At 32.1% G+C, this 19,787-nt stretch carries 18 protein-coding genes; 9 read left to right on the forward strand and 9 right to left on the reverse strand.

Features of this window, described 5'->3' with window-relative positions:
• Positions 1-25 precede the first annotated feature (25 nt).
• The 4 genes from Q0891_RS13810 to gdhA all read right to left on the reverse strand — a co-directional run bounded on the left by Q0891_RS13810 (position 26) and on the right by gdhA (position 7,052).
• Positions 26-2,446, reverse strand: a complete 2,421-nt coding sequence (locus Q0891_RS13810) for a TonB-dependent siderophore receptor (protein ID WP_299102514.1) — start codon at positions 2,444-2,446, stop codon at positions 26-28.
• A 27-nt stretch (positions 2,447-2,473) separates the two neighbouring features.
• Positions 2,474-3,193 (reverse strand): DNA repair protein RecO, encoded by a 720-nt coding sequence (recO, locus tag Q0891_RS13815; protein ID WP_299102515.1) that lies wholly within the window; start codon positions 3,191-3,193, stop codon positions 2,474-2,476.
• Between the two features lie 3 nt (positions 3,194-3,196).
• Positions 3,197-5,584, reverse strand: coding sequence for an ABC transporter substrate-binding protein (locus Q0891_RS13820; protein WP_299102516.1), 2,388 nt, complete (start codon positions 5,582-5,584; stop codon positions 3,197-3,199).
• A 124-nt stretch (positions 5,585-5,708) separates the two neighbouring features.
• The gene (gene gdhA / locus Q0891_RS13825) at positions 5,709-7,052 is read right to left on the reverse strand and encodes an NADP-specific glutamate dehydrogenase (RefSeq protein WP_299102517.1); all 1,344 of its coding nucleotides are present in this window, start codon (positions 7,050-7,052) and stop codon (positions 5,709-5,711) included.
• Between the two features lie 314 nt (positions 7,053-7,366).
• Here gdhA and Q0891_RS13830 point away from each other — a divergent pair, with 314 nt between their 5' ends.
• A complete protein-coding gene (locus tag Q0891_RS13830; RefSeq protein ID WP_299102518.1) occupies positions 7,367-8,170 on the forward strand; it encodes a glutamate dehydrogenase in 804 nt (267 codons plus the stop codon).
• Positions 8,171-8,244: 74 nt separating this feature from the next.
• On the opposite strand, the gene Q0891_RS13835 is transcribed toward Q0891_RS13830, so the two are convergent.
• Positions 8,245-9,384, reverse strand: coding sequence for a cystathionine gamma-synthase (locus tag Q0891_RS13835; RefSeq protein WP_299102519.1), 1,140 nt, complete (start codon positions 9,382-9,384; stop codon positions 8,245-8,247).
• Positions 9,385-9,501: 117 nt separating this feature from the next.
• Between Q0891_RS13835 and Q0891_RS13840 the strand changes: the two genes are divergently transcribed.
• Complete coding sequence (locus Q0891_RS13840; protein ID WP_299102520.1) at positions 9,502-10,221, forward strand: DUF3298 and DUF4163 domain-containing protein; 720 nt, start codon at positions 9,502-9,504, stop codon at positions 10,219-10,221.
• Here Q0891_RS13840 and Q0891_RS13845 read toward each other — a convergent pair whose 3' ends face one another.
• A complete protein-coding gene (locus Q0891_RS13845; RefSeq protein ID WP_299102521.1) occupies positions 10,222-11,466 on the reverse strand; it encodes a sodium:proton antiporter in 1,245 nt (414 codons plus the stop codon).
• 83 nt (positions 11,467-11,549) lie between these two features.
• Between Q0891_RS13845 and Q0891_RS13850 the strand changes: the two genes are divergently transcribed.
• Genes Q0891_RS13850 through Q0891_RS13860 form a run of 3 tightly spaced genes read left to right on the forward strand, consistent with a single transcriptional unit; the run spans position 11,550 to position 13,924 of the window.
• Entirely contained in the window at positions 11,550-11,906 is a 357-nt protein-coding gene (locus tag Q0891_RS13850) for an arsenate reductase family protein (RefSeq protein WP_299102523.1), read from the forward strand.
• Positions 11,896-12,789, forward strand: coding sequence for a DMT family transporter (locus tag Q0891_RS13855; RefSeq protein WP_299102524.1), 894 nt, complete (start codon positions 11,896-11,898; stop codon positions 12,787-12,789). The genes Q0891_RS13850 and Q0891_RS13855 overlap by 11 nt, the downstream gene beginning before the upstream one ends.
• 1 nt (position 12,790) lies before the next feature.
• Positions 12,791-13,924: a hypothetical protein gene (locus tag Q0891_RS13860; RefSeq protein WP_299102526.1), complete on the forward strand. Its 1,134-nt coding sequence runs from the start codon at positions 12,791-12,793 to the stop codon at positions 13,922-13,924.
• A gap of 53 nt (positions 13,925-13,977) precedes the next feature.
• Here Q0891_RS13860 and Q0891_RS13865 read toward each other — a convergent pair whose 3' ends face one another.
• The gene (locus Q0891_RS13865) at positions 13,978-14,457 is read right to left on the reverse strand and encodes a thioesterase family protein (protein ID WP_299102560.1); all 480 of its coding nucleotides are present in this window, start codon (positions 14,455-14,457) and stop codon (positions 13,978-13,980) included.
• A gap of 132 nt (positions 14,458-14,589) precedes the next feature.
• On the opposite strand from Q0891_RS13865, the gene Q0891_RS13870 reads away from it, so the two are divergent.
• The 3 genes from Q0891_RS13870 to nadD are packed head-to-tail and all read left to right on the forward strand — an operon-like array spanning position 14,590 to position 16,679.
• Positions 14,590-15,447 carry a YicC/YloC family endoribonuclease gene (locus Q0891_RS13870; RefSeq protein WP_299102528.1) on the forward strand — a complete coding sequence of 286 codons (858 nt, stop codon included), beginning with the start codon at positions 14,590-14,592 and terminating at the stop codon, positions 15,445-15,447.
• Positions 15,448-15,486: 39 nt separating this feature from the next.
• Positions 15,487-16,077 (forward strand): guanylate kinase, encoded by a 591-nt coding sequence (gmk, locus tag Q0891_RS13875; protein WP_299102530.1) that lies wholly within the window; start codon positions 15,487-15,489, stop codon positions 16,075-16,077.
• Between the two features lie 23 nt (positions 16,078-16,100).
• Positions 16,101-16,679 carry a nicotinate (nicotinamide) nucleotide adenylyltransferase gene (gene nadD, locus Q0891_RS13880; RefSeq protein WP_299102532.1) on the forward strand — a complete coding sequence of 193 codons (579 nt, stop codon included), beginning with the start codon at positions 16,101-16,103 and terminating at the stop codon, positions 16,677-16,679.
• 29 nt (positions 16,680-16,708) lie between these two features.
• Here the strand turns inward: nadD and Q0891_RS13885 are convergent, their stop codons facing one another.
• On the reverse strand, positions 16,709-17,068 hold the full coding sequence (locus tag Q0891_RS13885) for a YraN family protein (protein WP_299102534.1): 360 nt from the start codon (positions 17,066-17,068) through the stop codon (positions 16,709-16,711).
• A gap of 46 nt (positions 17,069-17,114) precedes the next feature.
• Complete coding sequence (locus Q0891_RS13890; protein ID WP_299102536.1) at positions 17,115-18,140, reverse strand: LD-carboxypeptidase; 1,026 nt, start codon at positions 18,138-18,140, stop codon at positions 17,115-17,117.
• A gap of 184 nt (positions 18,141-18,324) precedes the next feature.
• Here Q0891_RS13890 and Q0891_RS13895 point away from each other — a divergent pair, with 184 nt between their 5' ends.
• The gene (locus Q0891_RS13895; RefSeq protein WP_299102537.1) at positions 18,325-19,782 is read left to right on the forward strand and encodes a DUF1800 domain-containing protein; all 1,458 of its coding nucleotides are present in this window, start codon (positions 18,325-18,327) and stop codon (positions 19,780-19,782) included.
• Positions 19,783-19,787: the final 5 nt, after the last annotated feature.

Genomic DNA, 19,787 nt, shown 5'->3' on the forward strand with positions numbered 1-19,787 from the left:
TGAGTAAATACGCTCTCTTCAGTGTTTACAACAACGTATATTTTAAAGCTAAAATAAAATTTCTACCTGCTGCTGTAATTCCAGAAGAATAAGGTCTGTAGCGTTGGTCTGTGATGTTTTCTAAACTAGCCGTTAAGGTCCAATTGTCGTTATACTTATATTGGGTTCTTAAATTAAGTGTGTACCAAGATGGCACATACGGATTTCCATTACTATCCTTAGCATATATATAATCCTTCTCTGTTTCTGATGGTGCTAACTGACTATTAGTAAACTTACTATTGTACACCAGAAATCCATCAATTAATAGTTTATTCTTTTTAAACTTTAAATGTGTTTTTCCAAAATTTGGCGCCACGTGTCTTGTAGGTTCTTCCACGCCTTCATTATCTTCAGTGCCACCTATAATGTTGTATTGCGTACGCAACTGTAAATGCTTAGAAAAATTAACATCCATAGCCACTTCAAACCCATAAATCCAGGCTTTCGATGCGTTTTGCATGGCTTGTACTGTACTCAACTCGCCATTGTACATAATTTCTGTTTCGCCATTTAGCTCATAATCTCTTCGGATTAAGGCATTGTCTAAAAATGTATAATACGTCGCTAAATCTATAACGACTTTATCGTCAAAATTTAGTTTTAGGCCTAGTTCTCCACTGTAGGCATATTCGGCTTTTAAATCTTTATTAGGTACAACCACAGCACCAGGTTCTGAATCGAACACCTTACCAATATCATCTATATTTGGTGCTCTAAATGCCGTAGAAGCATTTAATTTCCATTGAATCATATCACTAGGTGACCAAGTAAAACCAGCAGTACCAGTTAAGGCACCAGTATTCACTTTAGCCTCGTTAAATGGTAAGTTTAAAAATTCATTATTCGCTGTAAAATCTGATTCAGAAATCACTTGATTATATCGTAAACCAGACTGAAAAATAAATTTACTATTGGGTTTATACTTTAAACTTGTATAAGCAGCAAAAGATTGCCATGTAGAACCATCTGGATAACGCGTTACTGCAGCAACACTGTTTTGGGTTTCTATATTTTGTTCTTCGCCAACTGAACCTACTAAATTATAGAGGTACTCAGCACCATAAAACAATGAAATCTTAGAATTAAAACGTTTTTCAAAATCTACATTAAGCGAAATAGCATCTACATTTTCTTCGTTAACATTCCGTAGAACCGATTGAAAATCGCGATCTCTTCTACTCTCTTTAAAATTTTGATACGCTAGAGTAGTTTGTATTTTATTATAAAAACTAGAGCTACTACTCAGTTTGGTTAACTGAAAATTTCCCATAAACCATTGTTGCGGACCATAACTCCATTCTGCAGAACGCAAGGTGTCGTCTCTATAACGCAACAACCTATCGTACCTTGAGTAATCTGAAGTAGACGAGTAGTATAAGCCTAAATCAAAATCGAGATTGTCTGAAGGCTCATAACGTACCTTTTGCATGAGATTAATTTGATTATAACCTGTAGGATTCTGAACTTTAGGATTCGGATTTTCTACAACCACATCTTCGCCGTTTTGTTGTTCTACGTATTCTAATCGCAGGTAATCGTCTGGTCCATGACTTCCCATACGTAAATCCTCAAAATCTGTATAACTGATACTCGTTAAAAAAGCCCATTTATTATACCCCAAATTAAAATCTACATGGCCTGTTTTTTCATGACTAGCACTAGCAAAGCGCGTCATTGCATTAGCACTAAAATACATCTTGTCTTTGTAAGATAATTGCGGCTTTTTGGTATAAAAACTCATAACACCACCAATAGCATCACTACCATAAACTACTGAGCCTGCACCTAAAGTTACTTCTGTATTATGAATAGCAAGAGGATCTATGGATATAACATTTTGAAGATTACCTCCTCTAAAAATGGCATTATTCATACGCACACCATCTACAGTAATTAATAACCTGTTGGTAGAGAACCCTCTAATCATAGGACTTCCGCCACCTAGTTGGCTTTTTTGCACGTAAATATTACCTGTATTCTCTAATAGATCTGCACTGGTTTGCGGATTGGAAAAAACAATATCATTAGCACTTAAACTAACTATGGTTTGGGGAATTTCGCGTTTATTTTGTTCAAACTTAGATGCCGAAATAACTATTTGCTTTAACCCTTCTACCTTTGGAATTAAATAAATAGTATCATTAAATTGCGCTATTTGTAACTTGGTTAATGCTAATTTTTGATATAAAAAGTCTTTAAAAATAATAGTTTCATTATTCTTAAAACGGTCTAATGGCGCTTGTCCGTTAATATCTGTAACTAAGGTTTTTGTTTTACTATTATTATATAACGATACACCCAAAATTGGTGTTTTAGTATCTGCTTCTAGAACCGTTACGGTTTGTCCATAACTGAATTGCAGCACTAAAAATATAATAATACTAAATAGATAATTATTTTTCACTTTTAATTAATCGTTATTGACAAAAACTTAATGAAATACGTCGTTTAGGACTTGTAATGATTTTGGTTTTCTAAAGCTGCCCAAATGTAATTCAAAATAATACAATAGCATATTCAAAAACTCTTGTCTTTGCGTAGCATTGATTTTTATAGTATTTAAACCATCAAAATTTGTGCCCAATAGCTGTTTTAGCAATGTTAAATTTGCGCCAGAAACTGAGTAAATTCCGTTGTTTTGAGCTTCAAATATTCCGGATTCTAAATTAAAAAAAGGGTAATTATTTTTTAAATTTTCGGGTTGAAAACCAAGATAACGTGTTAGTTTTAAAAGGAATAAAAGATGAAAATTAGAAAACTCATCTTCGTTATCTAAATATTGAAGCGCAGCTACTATAAATTGATATAAATCGTCATTTTTCTCTTCTTCTTTTAAAACATTTGAAAGAATTTCGGCTAGAAATAAAACGATAGAGCTTTTATAAATATTAGTATGAAGTGTTTTGTATATATAATTAAACTTTACTTCTCTTATAAAATGAAGGGTTTGGTTGGGCTTATAAGATTCTTCTATTTGAAGCTGTGACAATGCTTGATAATAAACCGTTTTAGATAATCCTTTTTTAGATTTTAAAACGCCTTTTAGCAAATAGCTAACGACACCTCTTTGTTGCGTATAACATTTAACAATAAGGTCGTACTCTCTATATTTTAATTTGGAAAGTACAATACTATTATTTTTTGAAAGCATGGCTTATCTAACTATTAGGACTTTAAGAACTTTGGTTTCAAACGAATCTAAATCTGAAATTAATATTAAATAAACACCTGTTCTTACTACTGAATTGCCCATGTTTTTACCATTCCAAATCGCAGTTCCGCCATCAATGGCAAAATTATAACTGTTGTTAGACGACCTTAAGTTAATATTAGATTGTGCTTCTGCTACAAGGTTACCTTCAATATCAGTGATTTTAATATTTACATTATCTGTAAGTCCATTAACTTTTATGCCTTTGTTAATATCGGTAAGGTCATTTAAGCCAAGAATATTGTATTCTGGTCTTACAGGATTAGGATAAACATATGCATCTTCTAAAGTTTCTTGCACTTTGGTTCCTCCAGATTTAAAACCTAATAAACCCTTGTTTGTGGCTATATAAACAATACCATTATTAGAGTCTAATGCCACATCATTAATAGTGTTTGAAGGCAAAGGCGAATTATCTGTTGTAAAATGATAAATGGTGCTCTGACCATCTGAAGTAAAATAAAAAACACCAGAATCTGCTGTACTAATCCATTTGTTATTAGACCCATCTACTTCAATATCTGTAATTATTTGCCCTTCTAGTAATTCTTTAGCAATGCCATCTTCTAATATAATTACTTGACTAAGTGTTGGGTTAGGATCGTCATAAAAACCAGATGTATTATAAAGTACTCTTAAACCCTTTGTTGTGCCAACCCAAAGTTGATTATTGTTGTCTATGGCTAGACTTATAAATCTTGTAAAAGGTTGTACATTTTGTTCTGCCGAATTAATATTACGTAACGGATTATTAGTAATACTCTCATTGTAAGCTAATAAACCATTGTCATAAGAACCAATCCATTTGGTGCCATTATTGTCTATTTCAATTTCAAAAAAACCATCCTCATCGTCAAAACCATCTTCAATTAAGCTTGTAAAACTGTAGCTCTGCCAATTACCAGTTGCAGGATTGTATGATTTTAATGGACTATCTATTCTACTAGACACAGACCAAAGCAAACCATTACTATCAAATTTAGTGTCTGTTATTCTCACACTAATTGCCGTTGGATTAGTTGGAGCAAAGAGCGATTCTAATCCACTATTATTTTCATCATATAAATCCGTAAGCTCATAGTTGTTAAACTCTAATAAACCTGTGTGCATAGCACTAACAAATACTTGACTTAAATTGAATGGGTTTACTGTAATTTCAGATAGGTTTTTTGCACCTAAGAGGCTATCGTATGGAATGCTTTCCCAAGCTTCATTTCTAAAATAACTTAAACCTCTACTTCTTAGAGGAAAAGAATTAAGACTAGACGAGTAATCGCCATAGGTTGCCCAAACTGCTGCTGATTCAGAATTCAATCTAAAAACATTGTTGTATAATGGGCCATTAGGTTTGACTTCTGTATATAAACTTGGATTGTTTATACTTGCTTTAAGTACGCCAAAATCTGTTGTACCTATAAATACATCCTCATCAACAATCGTTGTAGATGTAAAACTTGTACTAAATTCTGAATTGGGCTGAAACGTATTTACTTCTTGTAAGTTCGTATTATAAATTACGCTACTATTGGTCATTGAAAAAATTAAATTTGAAGCTGTAACCTCTGTATCTAATGGTAACAATGGCAACGTAAATAATGTATTTATAGAAGCACCATCAATTTCATACAATACGCGGTTAGATCTTACCGAATAGATTTTATTATTTAATGTACTCATAGAATAATAATTACCTGAAATCACTGTTTGCCATTGTTGGTAATCTATTAAGTTAGGATTACTGAGATCTGCTTTTTTAATACCGTTTTCATCTAAACAGGCGACAAATATTTCGTTGTTGCTAATAGATACTTGTTTAACAGAAACCTGAGCGCCTCCATTACCTAAAAAATAGGTATCACCAAATTCTAAGCCATCTAAATCGTAAATTGAAACACCATAATCCGTAGAAATATAGACTAACCCATCAAGTTCATAAAAATGATTAATTCGTTTATTGGCAGGTGTAATATTTTGCTTATCTAAAATATCTACAATAGTTAAAACCGGATCCTCGTCTTCTGAATACAATTCTATTAAACCAGAATCATAACCTATAAGTAAGGTTTGATAAGCTTCACTATAATATATGGTTGTTATAGTTTCTCCTGAAAGACCATCTATAGTAGTAATGGTCTTAATTTCGTTGGTTAAGGTATTATATTCAAATACCGCATTTTCTCCTGCCGCAAAAATTCTGTCTTCGCCTTTTACAACATCAATTATACTGTTGTAAGAGAAATGACCTTCCCATAATGCCGCAAAATCTTGACTATAACAAGACATTGAAAACCCAAATAGAAGTACAAAAGTTTTTAAAATGGTATGACGCATTCGATAATTAAATTTGGTCAAAGATATTTAATAGTAACGGAAATAAGATGTATATCATATATTATGTCATAAAAAAAGCTTCCATGAAAATCACAGAAGCTTAATTATTTACAGTTTATTTTATTTAAACAACACCTTGTGCTAACATGGCATCTGCTACTTTAACAAAGCCTGCAATATTTGCACCTTTGATATAATCAATAGAACCATCTTCGTTTTTCCCATATTCTACACAAGAATCATGAATATCTTCCATTATGTCTTTTAATCTAGAATCTACTTCTTCTCTAGACCAACTAAGACGTAACGAATTTTGGCTCATTTCTAAACCTGATGTTGCTACACCACCTGCATTAGAAGCTTTTCCTGGCGCAAACAATATTTTTGCTTTTTGAAATTCGTGTACTGCATCTGGAGTAGATGGCATATTTGCGCCTTCTGATACACATTGACAACCATTCTCTATTAATAGCTTTGCTTCTTCTCCATTTAACTCATTTTGAGTTGCACATGGTAAAGCAATATCACATTTTACAGACCATGGTCGCTCTCCTGCGGTATATTCTGCATTAGGATATTTATCTAAGTACTCACTGATTCTACCACGTTTTTCATTTTTCAAATACATTACGTGTTCAAGCTTTTCAGTATCTATTCCATCTTTATCATGAATAAATCCTCCAGAATCTGATAAGGTTAATACTTTAGCGCCTAATTCTATTGCTTTTTCTGCCGCGAATTGTGCCACGTTACCAGAACCAGAGATCACTACTGTTTTTCCTTCAAATGAATCGCCATTTCTTTGTAGCATATTTTGAGCAAAATATACGTTTCCGTATCCTGTTGCTTCTGGTCTAATTAAAGATCCTCCCCAAGACGCACCTTTACCAGTTAATACACCTGTAAAAGAATTTTTTAATTTCTTGTACATTCCAAACATAAAACCAATCTCTCTTGCTCCTACACCAATATCACCAGCTGGTACATCAGTATTATGACCAATATGTCTAAACAACTCAGACATAAATGCATGGCAAAAACGCATAATTTCATTATCTGATTTTCCTTTTGGATCAAAATCAGATCCACCTTTTCCTCCACCCATTGGTAAGGTTGTTAATGAATTTTTAAAAACCTGCTCAAATGCCAAAAACTTTAAAATACTAGCATTCACGGTAGGATGAAAACGCAAACCACCTTTGTAAGGACCAATAGCAGAATTCATTTGAATTCTATAGCCTCTATTTACTTGTATTTCTCCAGAATCATCTACCCAACTCACTCTAAATGAAATAAGGCGTTCTGGTTCAACCATTCTCAAAAGAATATTTTTTCCACTATATATATCATTCTCAACAATGTAAGGAATTACAGTTTCTGCAACTTCTCTTACGGCTTGTAAAAACTCTGGCTCGTGACCATTACGTTTTTCTACTAAATCTAAAAAAGCTTCAATCTTTTGTTTCATACTTATGATTTGTTACATTTAATGTTTAAATTGTTGACTTATACTAACAATTACAAAATAATGGAATTATATAATAATCAATATATTAAAGATTAATTATTCTATTTCTATATTTTGCATGCAAATATACATTATCTATAAAAATAAGTGTGTATTTTTTTATTATTCTCAATTTGTTTTTCAAAATTCATTTATAATATTTTCAACTTAAAATAATATTTTATGCATTTTATCCGTTTTATTTGGTAGTTCGTCGATATTTTATATATTTGCGACGTAAGCATTTCAATTTTTTGATTTACATAATACTAAACATGAAAAAATTAATCATCCCTTTTGCATTCCTTTTAACAATGCAATTAAGTTACTCACAATTAGGCTTCTCTCATGAGATTGGCATTATTGCAGGACCAGTGATTTACCAATCTGATTTTGGAGTACGCTCTGATTTTGAAACGAACGTTGGTAATTCTGGTATTGGATTGGGTCTAATACATTACATTAATTTTGCTTACAGAGCAGATTGTAACTGTTACACAACTGATAAATACTTTAATGACCATTTTAAATTACGTAGCGAATTATCTTGGAACAAAACAAATCTTACACATTTTGGTGAATGGGTAGATCCTGATAAAGACTCCGAAAATGCAGATCGTTTAAGAGGTCATAGTGGACAGGCACAAAACTGGGATATTGGTATGCAATTAGAATTTTTTCCAAGAAGTATTAGAGCGTTCTCGGCAGGTATCTATAAGTTTGCTCCTTTTGCTAGCTTAGGTGCACATTATGTATCTTATCGTCCCGAAACTTATACTGATTATGTTAGTTCTGATCCATTAAATCCTAATGATGTAGGAAACCCTAATGATCCTAATAACTTTTATTCCCCTTGGGAAGCTGGTTCTGTTGATGACATGAGCGGTTCTACTTGGTCTATAGTTAGTAGTGTTGGTACACGATATAAACTTTCTGTACTATCTGATTTTATGATTGATCTTAGATTTCAATACTTTTTTAGTGATTGGACAGATGGTTTAAACCACCAATTAGAGTCTAACAAAGCTAACGATTGGATGGTTTGGCTTAACTTTGGTTATATTTATTACTTAGATTAAAAATCAAATTATATTATACAAAAAAGACCAAATCTTCTGACTTGGTCTTTTTTTGTTTAAAGTCTTAAACCTCATTAACCAATAGCTTGTTTTAAATCGGCAATTAAATCAGCTTCATCTTCAATACCAACACTCAAGCGTATTAAAGAATCTACAACTCCTATTTTTTCGCGTTCTTCTTTGGGTATACTCGCATGCGTCATACTTGCAGGATGACCAGCTAAAGACTCAACACCTCCAAGAGATTCGGCAAGCGTAAATATTTTTAAGTTTTCTACAATTTTTATAGATGCCTCATAATTATTCCCTTTTGTTGTAAACGATACCATACCTCCAAAATCAGTCATTTGTACCTTAGCAATATTATGATTAGGATGATGTTTAAATCCTGGCCAATATACATTTTCAATTTTAGGATGATTTTCTAAATATTCTGCCACTGCTCTACCATTTTCGCAATGTCTTTGCATTCTTACATGTAATGTTTTTATACCTCGCAACCCTAAAAAAGCATCTTGAGGACCACAAATGGCACCACTTGCATTCTGAATAAAATACAAACGGTCTGCCAATTCTTTATCCTTTACAATTAAAGCTCCCATTACCAAATCACTATGTCCTCCAAGATATTTGGTTGCAGAATGCATAACAATGTCTGCACCCAACTCTAAAGGCTGTTGCAAATAAGGTGTAGCAAATGTATTATCGACAGCGAAAAGCACCTTATGCTTTTTAGCAATATTAGCGGTTGTTACTATATCTATAATATTCATCATTGGGTTGGTTGGCGTTTCTACCCAAATCAGTTTGGTTTTATCAGTAATGTAATCTTCAATGTGTTTGGCATTTTGCATACCAATGAAATTAAATCTTATACCGAAATCCTCATAAATTTTGGTAAATAAGCGATACGTACCACCATACAAATCGTTAGTAGAAACCACCTCATCTCCTGGCTTCAACAATTTTAAAACCGCATCAATAGCTGCCAAACCAGAGCCAAAAGCCAAACCAAATTTTCCGTTTTCAATACTAGCAAATGCTTCTTCTAAGGCATGACGTGTTGGGTTAGCAGAACGTGCATACTCATAACCCTTATGTCCACCTGGCGTAGACTGAGCAAACGTTGATGTCTGATAAATTGGTGGCATTATTGCGCCATAAGCAGCATCTGGTTTTTGGCCTCCATGAATGGTTTTTGTATTGAATTTCATAATTATTATGGTATTTGAAATTTCGAATTATAATCACAACAAATTTAATGGAATATTCGTTCTATCTTAAATCTAAATAATACCTTTATTGTTTCTAAATCATAAGCATCATTTATTATGAAACGTATTCTTTCTTTATTCATTTTTACTATTGTTTTAACGTCTTGTTCGGAAGAAATAAAACCAGCTACTTTTAAAACTATTTCTGTTGAAGAATCCTTTGATGCCAATATAACTGCTACCTATAGTATGGCAGAAGGAAAGGACCAACTCAGTAAAACAATCAACTCAAATATTGAAAATGCCATAGTGGAAACCTTAAGTACTACTGAAAAGCATAGCGACTTAAAGACACTTTTAAAGGATTTTAATAAAGAGTTTCTTGATTTTAATAAAAACTTTGACGAAGCCTCAGAACCGGTTTGGGAGTTAGATATTGAAACTGAACTCGTTTATCAATCTGAGAATGTTTTAACTATTGTTGTTAGTACTTACGAGTTTAAAGGTGGTGCGCATGGTAATGATCAAATTAAGTTTTTAAATCTTGATGCAAAAACAGGAAACGTTTTAAAATTTGAGGATCTTATTGAAAATAAAGACGATTTTAAAACCCTTGCACAAACCCATTTTAAAAAAGCTTCAGAATTAAAAGAGGCCGCTCTAAACATGGAAGATTTTTTCTTTGGTAAATCATTTCAATTACCAGAAAACATAGGTTATAGCGACGATGGACTCGTTTTACTTTATAATCCTTACGAAGTTGTGTCTTACGATCAAGGTTATTTTGAATTTGTAATTCCGTTTGATGCCGTGGAACCGTATCTAGAAATGAAATAATTATTTAACTCTTGTTAATCGTTTTATAATTGGGCCAACGGTTAAACCTTGTCCTACAATAGAAACAACCACAACCACATAGGTAATTACTAAAAATAATTCTCTGTGCATCTCTGCGGTTAAGCTTAACGCTAGTGCAATTGAGATTCCACCTCGTAATCCGCCCCAAGTCATAATTAAATTGGTTTTAGGCACAAAATCCAATCGTTTTTCAAAGAATTTAATTGGTATAAATAGTGAAATATAACGACACATTAAGATAATCGGAATCGCCAATAAGCCTGCATAAATAAATTTACCTTCTACGGTTAAGACCAGCATTTCCATACCAATCATTACAAATAAAATAGTGTTTAATAACACATCAACAAGTTCCCAAAATTTATCCACGTATACTTCAGTAGTTTCAGACATTGCCGTATTTCTTACCGTATCGTTACCTACAATAAGACCCGCTGTTACCATAGCTAAAGGTGCAGACAGATGAAACTGATGTGCTAACATGGTTCCTCCCATAACTGTAGCTAAGGTTAAAATAACTTCAATTTCGTAATTATCAATAGATTTCATTAAGCGATACGTAACCCAACCTAATAAAAGACCTAATGCAATACCACCAATAACTTCTTGTCCAAAAAGTGTAGCAATATCCGAAAATTCAATAGCTGTATCCGGTTTAGCTGCAATAGCAAAAATGGTTAAAAAGACAACCACACCAACACCATCATTAAATAATGATTCGCCTACAATTTTGGTTTCTAATTTTTTAGGCGCTCCAGCTTTTTTCAATATACCTAAAACCGCAATTGGGTCTGTTGGCGAAATTAAAGCACCAAACAATAAACAATAGATAAAATTGACTTCTAAACTCATCACTTTTAGAACGTAAAACATCGTAATACCTACTAAAAAAGTAGAAACTAAAACCCCTAAAGTGGCAAATGCCATTATAGGCCAACGTTGCACTTTTAATTGATTAAAATTAGTATGCAAAGCACCAGCAAAGAGTAGAAAACTCAGCATAATATCTAGTAGCACTGTTTCAAAATCTATTAATGCTATAAATTCTCGTTCTTTAACCAGTAATGTATCATCAAACTGTGCAATACCTACTAAAACGACTGTAAAAACTATGGTAATAACCATCAATCCTATAGTAATTGGTAGTTTTAAAAACTTCACATTTATATAGCCAAAGATTGCCGATAACACAATTAATATAGTGGCAATTGAATAGTAATCCATAAAATATTATTTTTCTTAAATGTACTTAAAATTCCTTTTAAATACGGTTACTTTGTGTTTTCAAAATTATATAGATTTCTGATATGAAAAAAATATATTATTTAAGCACTTGCAACACCTGTACTAGAATAATTAATGAGCTAGATTTACCAGAAGTGTTTCAGTTACAAGATATCAAAACCGAACCTATTACTGAACAACAAATTGAAGACATGCGAGCGCGTACAGATAGCTATGAAAACCTATTTAGTAAACGCGCAAGACTTTATAAAGAATTGGGTTTAAAAGAAAAATCCCTTTCAGAAAACGATTTTAAAAACTACATTTTAGAACATTACACGTTTTTAAAACGACCTGTTATACTTTTTAATAACCAAATATTTATAGGTAATTCTAAAAAAACAGTGGAAGCCGCAAAAACAGCTATACATGCACAGTAGAGGCTTTGCTATTTTTGCCCTCATTATGGTCCAAGTTTTATATGGACTAAATTATACGTTTGCAAAAATTGTAATGAACGGCAATTTTGTTCCGCCATTTGCTTTAACCATTTTAAGAGTTGGTGGTGCATCTATTCTTTTTTGGCTCATAAGTATATGGCTACCTAAGGAAAAAATAGAACGTAAGGACTTTTTTAAATTTTTTATTGCCGCTTTGTTTGGTGTATGCGTAAACATGCTTTTCTTTTTAAAAGGTGTAGAACTCACCACACCAATACATGCAGCCGCAATAACGACTATAACACCTGTTATTATTTTAATTTTATCTGCCTTTGTTTTAAAAGAAAAAGTAACGGTATTAAAAATAATAGGAATAACAATTGCCTTATCTGGCGCCTTAGCTCTAACACTTTTTGGAGACTCCAATAGAGCTGCTGACAATATTGTATTAGGAAATACTTTTATTTTTTTAAACGCTATTTTTTATAGCATTTACGTCATTCTAATTAAACAATTAACTAAAAAATACCATCCATTTACATTTATAAAATGGTTATTCCTCTTTGGTTTTTTTATGGTCTTACCATTTGGATATAAAGAATTACAAGCTGTGTCCTGGTCCTCGTTTTCACCTTATATCTATTTTTCCTTAGCCTTTGTCATTGTTGGTGCCACCTTTGGAACCTATCTCCTTAATCCAATAGCTCTAAATAAACTTAAAGCTTCAACCGTTGGTGTTTTTATTTATTTACAACCTGTAATTGCAGGTTTATTTGCACTTGTTATGGGAGCCGACAACATAGACACTTTAAAAATCATTGCCATGCTTCTTATATTTTCAGGTGTATATTTAGTCTCTTTAAAATCTAAAAAAGACGACTAATTTGTCCTTATCATCTAAAATTTTTACATCTATAGATGCTATTCCACAACCATATTGGGATAGTGTAAACTGTTGTACAAATATTTACTACTCCCCAAAGTTTTTAAAGGCATTTGAAATCGCTAATACAGATATAGAATTCAATTATATTTTTATTTTAAAAGACGAAGAAGCTATAGCGTTTGCTAACACTCAAATTGTAACTATTGGTATAGAAACTATTACCAAAAACATTAAAATGTCTGATAAAATTAGACGGATTGTAAATAATATGTTTTGCAACAACCATGTACGTGTTTTGTTTTGTGGTAATGTATTTTTAAGTGGAGAATATGGGACATTTTTAAAAGAAGACGAAGACAAAATTGAAACCTTTAAAGCCATTGCAGAAGGCGTTAAGAAATTATCGAAAAACACGAAAAAACTGAGTGCTATTTTTGTAAAAGATTTTGAAAACGAATCACTTCCTATTGCCAATCATTTGAAGTCCTTTGATTATGCTGTCATGCAAGTAGAACCTAATATGATTATTAGTTTAAAACTAGAATGGCATTCTTTTGAAGATTATACCAACGCTTTAAAATCGAAATACCGCGTAAAAGCCAACAGAGCAGATGCCAAAAGTAAAGCTTTAAAGGCTAAATTATTTTCTGAAACTGATATTGAAACCTACAAACATCAGCTTCAAGCATTGTATCATAATACTATTGATAATTCAGATTTTAATGCTCAAATATTAAATTTAGACACTTATATTCATCTTAAAAAAGCCTTCAAAACTCAATTCATTGTTAAGGGTTACTTTTTAGATGATACCTTAGTTGGTTTTTTATCTGCTATGCAAAATGGTAGATATTTAGATGCGCATTTTATTGGTATCGATTACAATATCAATAAAGAATTTTCCATCTATCCTAGGATTTTAAATGATTATGTGAGACTTGGCATCAAAACCAAATCAGACCAAATTAATTTAGGACGTACAGCTTCTGAAATAAAAAGTACACTTGGCGCACAACCCAAAACGTTAACGTGTTATTGCAAGCACAAATGCTATTTACCAAACCAGGTTTTAAAACCATTTATACAAAATGTGCATATCAAATCTTTTAAGCAACATTCTGTTTTTAAATAAAAAATTCCTGCCTTGGTAGGAATTTAATACTATCTATTAATAAAACTATAAACCTATAGTTCCATTGGTTTTGGCTTTACACCATGTTTACGCGTATCTGCTTTTGTTAATACTTTAAAACTTTCAGATTTTGGGAATGTTTGTGCCAAATCTAATAACGGTTTTGGTAGGCCTGTTAATTTTCTGGCTTTTAAATCTATCCAACCTCCTTGCATTTCGCAATAGGCTAAATTTTCGCCTTTATGATTGTAAAAGTTATGTTCAAACATAAATAACATACCATCTTCACTTAAACCAGAAACCTCTATAGTTACCGTAATTGGTGTACCAATAAATGATTCTTTAAAATAGAACATATGTTCATAAAACACCACAGGACCAACATTATACTTCATTATTTCTGGCATTGAAAACCCTTGCTCAGAAAAGAAAGACATCCTTGCATGACTCATAAAATTGGTATATGCAGAGTTGGCTAAATGGCCATTAGCATCAACATCACTCCATCTTATTTCAAACTGTTTTTTGTACATCTTCATATCTTAAATTTAAAAAAACAAAGTTAAGAAAGTATCCTATGCACGCATAAGTGTTTGTAAAAATTTTAATACACACTAAAACAGTTCAATTTTGTACCTTTGCCCAACTTTAACAGCAAAGTCTTAATGATACAATCAATGACAGGTTATGGGAAATCTGTTTTACAGCTCCCAACAAAAAAAATCTCAATAGAATTAAAATCACTAAACAGTAAAAGTTTAGACCTCAACGCTCGCATGCCTTCTATGTATAGAGCAAAAGAATTAGAGATAAGAAAACTTATTGCAAAAAATCTGGGAAGAGGAAAGGTAGACTTTTCATTATTTGTAGAAATTACAGGAGAAGATACCAGTTCTAAAATTAACAAAACGGTTGTTAACGAGTATATTAAGCAACTTAAAGAGGTTGTAGATGGCGACACTACTGAGTTACTTAAAATGGCGATTAGATTGCCAGATGCTGTAACTACTGAACGCGAAGAAATTGACGAAGAAGAATGGTCGCTTATCAGCAAAGAAATTAACGAAGCTATTTCCAAAATTGTAGGCTACCGTAAAGACGAAGGCCAAATGCTTAAGCAAGATTTTATAGATAGAATTACGACCTTGAGACGTTTACTCAACGAGGTTATTGCCATGGATCCAGATCGTATTGATGGCGTAAGAGCACGTTTAGAAAAAGGGATTTCAGATATTAAAGAAAAAGTTGATGAAAACCGTTTTGAACAAGAACTAGTTTACTACATAGAAAAATTTGATATCACTGAAGAGAAAGTAAGACTAGATAATCACTTAGATTATTTTACCCAAACTTTAAATTCTGACGATTCTAACGGAAAAAAATTAGGTTTTATCTCTCAAGAAATTGGTAGAGAAATCAATACCATTGGTTCAAAATCTAATTATGCACCTATGCAAAAGTTAGTAGTACAGATGAAAGATGAGCTCGAAAAAATAAAGGAACAAATGCTTAATGTCCTTTAACTCAATTGACAGTTTAATTATATCGTAAAAACAAGAAAAGTGTCAGAAATTAAAAACGAAGTACAAGGTAAACTTATAGTGTTTTCAGCACCTTCTGGATCTGGAAAAACAACTATAGTTCGTCATTTGCTAAAACAACAAGAGTTAAATCTAGAATTTTCTATTTCAGCAACCTCTCGTGATAAGCGTGGCAATGAAATAAATGGAAAAGATTATTATTACTTATCTCTAAAAGAATTTAAAAACCGAATTAAAAATGATGAGTTTTTAGAGTGGGAAGAAGTTTATAGAGATAATTTTTATGGCACTTTAAAAACTGAAATTGAACGAATTTGGGCAAAAGGTAAACACGTTATCTTTGATATTGATGTATCAGGTGGTTTACGTATAAAACGAAAATTCCCAGACCAAACAATCGCAATTTTTGTAAAACCACCAGATTTAAACGAACTCGTAAGACGTTTAAAAGATCGTGGAGAAGAAAGTGAAGAAAAAATTAGCATGCGTGTATCTAAGGCACCTGCTGAATTAGCTACTGCGCCACTTTTTGATGAAATTGTAATTAACTCTGTCTTAGATAAAGCTTTAGAACAAGCTTATCAGTTAGTATCAGATTTTGTAAAAAAATAGATTCTGAAATAAATTTACACGAAATGAAAGTAGGTCTATATTTTGGTACATTTAACCCTATTCACGTTGGGCATTTAACCATTGCTAATCATTTAGCAGAGCATAGCGATTTAGACCAAATTTGGTTTGTAGTCACACCATTAAGTCCTTTTAAGAAGAAAAGTAGTTTGCTAGATAATTATCATCGTTTAGAAATGGTATATCAAGCTACTAAGGAGTACGACAAATTAAAACCTAGCGATATAGAATTTGGGTTAAAACAACCTAACTACACTATTGATACGTTGACCTATTTATTTGAAAAACATCCAGACCATGATTTTTCATTAATTATGGGCGAAGACAATTTAAAGAGTTTTCATAAATGGAAAAACTATGAGCTCATATTAGAAAATCACAGTATTTACGTCTATCCTAGAATTTCTGAAGGAAAAATTGAAACCCAATTTAATGACCATCCTAAGATTATAAAAGTAAATGCGCCAATAATGGAAATATCTTCAACCTTTATAAGAAAAGAAATCAATGAAGGAAAAAATGTGAGGCCTATGTTACCAGAAAATGTATGGCAGTTTATTGATGAAATGAATTTTTATCGCTAATGGTTATCAGGTTTCTGCGGCTGTAGGAGTTAAAAGTGATAAAAGGCATCTTCATAATGTGTGAGATGTTCGGTAGTTTTGTTTTTTAGAACGGCAATAATATCAAATCTAGTTTCTAAATCTATATTATTACTTGTTATAAATTCATCCATAGCCTTAACCATTAATTTAATCTTTTTAGGTGTCACAAACTCTTGAGGATCTCCAAAAAAATCAGAGTTTCGAGTTTTTACTTCAACACAAATCATAAAATCTTTGTGCTTGGCAATAATGTCTATTTCTGCTTTTTGAAACACATAATTACGTGTAATTATCTCGTAACCTTTTGCAACTAGCAAATCTACAGCTAATTGTTCTCCAAGTTTGCCAAGTTCATTATGATCTGCCATGTTTACTACCCACAAAAGTGGAAATCTTTATAATCTATTTTATTTCTTATTTATTAAAGTTAATATAAGATTCCGTTTTATTAACCTTTAAATCAATAGTTCTTCCTAAAACTAATGCTCTATTGTCTTTTTCATGGCCTGCAGGCATATTAAAAGCTATGGGGAAATCATATTCTTTTAACGCATCTATGATTAATTGCTCTATAGATGTTCCCCAAAGTGTGGTATTCTTTCGCATCTTAGACATATTACCAACAACTAATCCATTTAAGTTATCAAAATAACCAGCACGCTTCATACTTTGCAACATTCTGTCTATATGATATTTATACTCTCCTATTTCTTCAATAAAAAGTACTTTACCAGAAGTATCTAAACTGGTCTCTGATCCTAACATGGTATGCAAAACGGTAAGATTACCACCAACCAATTCTCCTGATGTTTCTCCTATTTTATTATAGTTAGAGCCTTCTAATGTATAGTTTACAGGATTTCCAAAAATTGCTGATTTAAACGTCTCAAGAGCATTTTCTACTTCGTTTAAATCTTTAGTTAAACTAATACACATTAAAGCATGTAAGGACTGAAAACCTTCATTATGCACCTGATTATGTAGGGCTGTAATATCAGAATAACCTATAACCCATTTTGGGCTTTCCTTAAACTTTGAATAATTTAATTTATCTAAAACTCTTACAGTTCCGTAGCCTCCTTTTGCGCACCAAATAGCACTTATTTTAGGGTCATCCATAGCATTTTGAAGATCTTCACAACGCTCATCATCTGTACCAGCAAAATGATCTGCTTTATTATACAAATGTTTACCAATCACTACATGTAAACCCCAACTTTGTAAAATACTAGTTGCCTTTTGCACCTCATCTTCGTTATTTTTTAATATTCCAGACGGTGCAACTATTGCTACTGTATCGCCAGCTTTTAAATATGGTGGTTGAATTAATTTTGAAGTCATATCTGTAGAATTTTCAGATTCAGATTGAGCGCTAATAGTAGTATTTACAACTAAAAGAAGAATTAAAGTAAAAAATACAAAGTGCTTTTTTAAAATCATAAATTGAGTTTTTGTAAAGATAAAAAGTTAATTCTGAAGGCTAAGGGATATAAATTATTAATACTATTTTAACTAAAAACGTCTAAAATTCAAGTATTTAACGTAAATATTTTATAATTCCCTCAATATTTTCATACCTTTTAAGTTACTATCGACAAAGGTAACAACTAAAAACCACAATGATATGGCTGTTTATACATCGTGTATTACTTCAACATTACAACCGTATGTACCCTCCACAGAAAACCCATGGAACGAAGAAAGAGTAAGACATGCTTTTCGCCGAATTGGCTACGACGCCAATAAATCAACAATTTCGAATGCTCTATCCTTAGCGCCAGATGTTTTTATAGATCAACTTATTGACGCGTCTTTAAATGCTCCACATTGGCCAACACCAACTTGGGCAGAATTTACAAATGATGATTATAATAATTTAGGTTTTGATTTTGATGAACAAACACAAGCCAATCAAGTAGAACTTATGATTGCTCTTGTAGACCAAATGCAAACAGTAGGTTTAAAAAGTAGACTCATAATGTTTTGGAGTAACCATTTTGTGACACGTTTAGAAGACTATTATGTGAGTAATCATCTCTACGAGTATTATAATACACTAGAAATTCATGCGCTTGGTAACTTTCAAGATTTTGTAAGAGCCATTGGTACAACTGGTGCTATGCTAGTTTTTCTTAATGGTGTAGAAAACACAAGCTATAGTCCTAATGAGAACTATGCAAGAGAACTTTACGAACTTTTTACACTTGGTGTAGATAATGGTTATACACAGAATGATATTGTTGAAACGTCCAAAGCTTTAACTGGTTACAACCATAGAGTTAACTGGACTTACCCAATTAACTATGACAATAGTACGTTTAATGAAACGGATAAGACCATTTTTGGTCAAACTGGAAATTGGGGTTATGATGATGTTATTGATATTTTATTCCAGGAAAAAGCGCCATTAATAGCACAACATATATGCAAAAAACTATATAAATATTTTGTAAGTCCTACGGTTAATGAAGATATCGTTGCAGCAATGGCAAATAGCTTTGTTTTAGATTTTAATATTGAAAATGTTTTAAGAATTCTTTTTAAAAGCGACCATTTTTTTGATCAGAAAACCATTGGAACCCAAATTAAAAGCCCTTATGATATGACAATTTCATATCTTAAAGTCACTAACTTTAGTTTGTCGCCAGATTTTTATCAAGGCATGATTTATTATAACGGCGTTTTGGGCCAGAATATGTTTGAACCAGTTGATGTGGCTGGTTGGCAAGGCGATAGAGATTGGATTAACTCTAGTACTTTAGGTGGTCGATGGGAAATATTACAATGGTTTATTTGGCATACTTGGAATAGTTATAATGAAGAATTAAGAACCTTAGCGGTAGAAAGTTCTAATAACAGTAATGATCCTTATGTAGTCACAAAAACTATAATCGATAGGTTTATGCCGCTAGAATTGTTTTCTATTGAAGATTACCAAGCTGCAACTGATGTTTTTAAACACGACCTACCCGAGAATTATTACGAAAACCAAATCTGGAATTTACAATGGGACTCTGTTCCATACCAGGTCGTTCTCTTACTTATTCATCTTATAAAATTTCCTGAATTTCAACTTAAATAAGCCTG

It is taken from the genome of uncultured Winogradskyella sp. (assembly GCF_947498005.1).
Taxonomy (GTDB): domain Bacteria; phylum Bacteroidota; class Bacteroidia; order Flavobacteriales; family Flavobacteriaceae; genus Winogradskyella.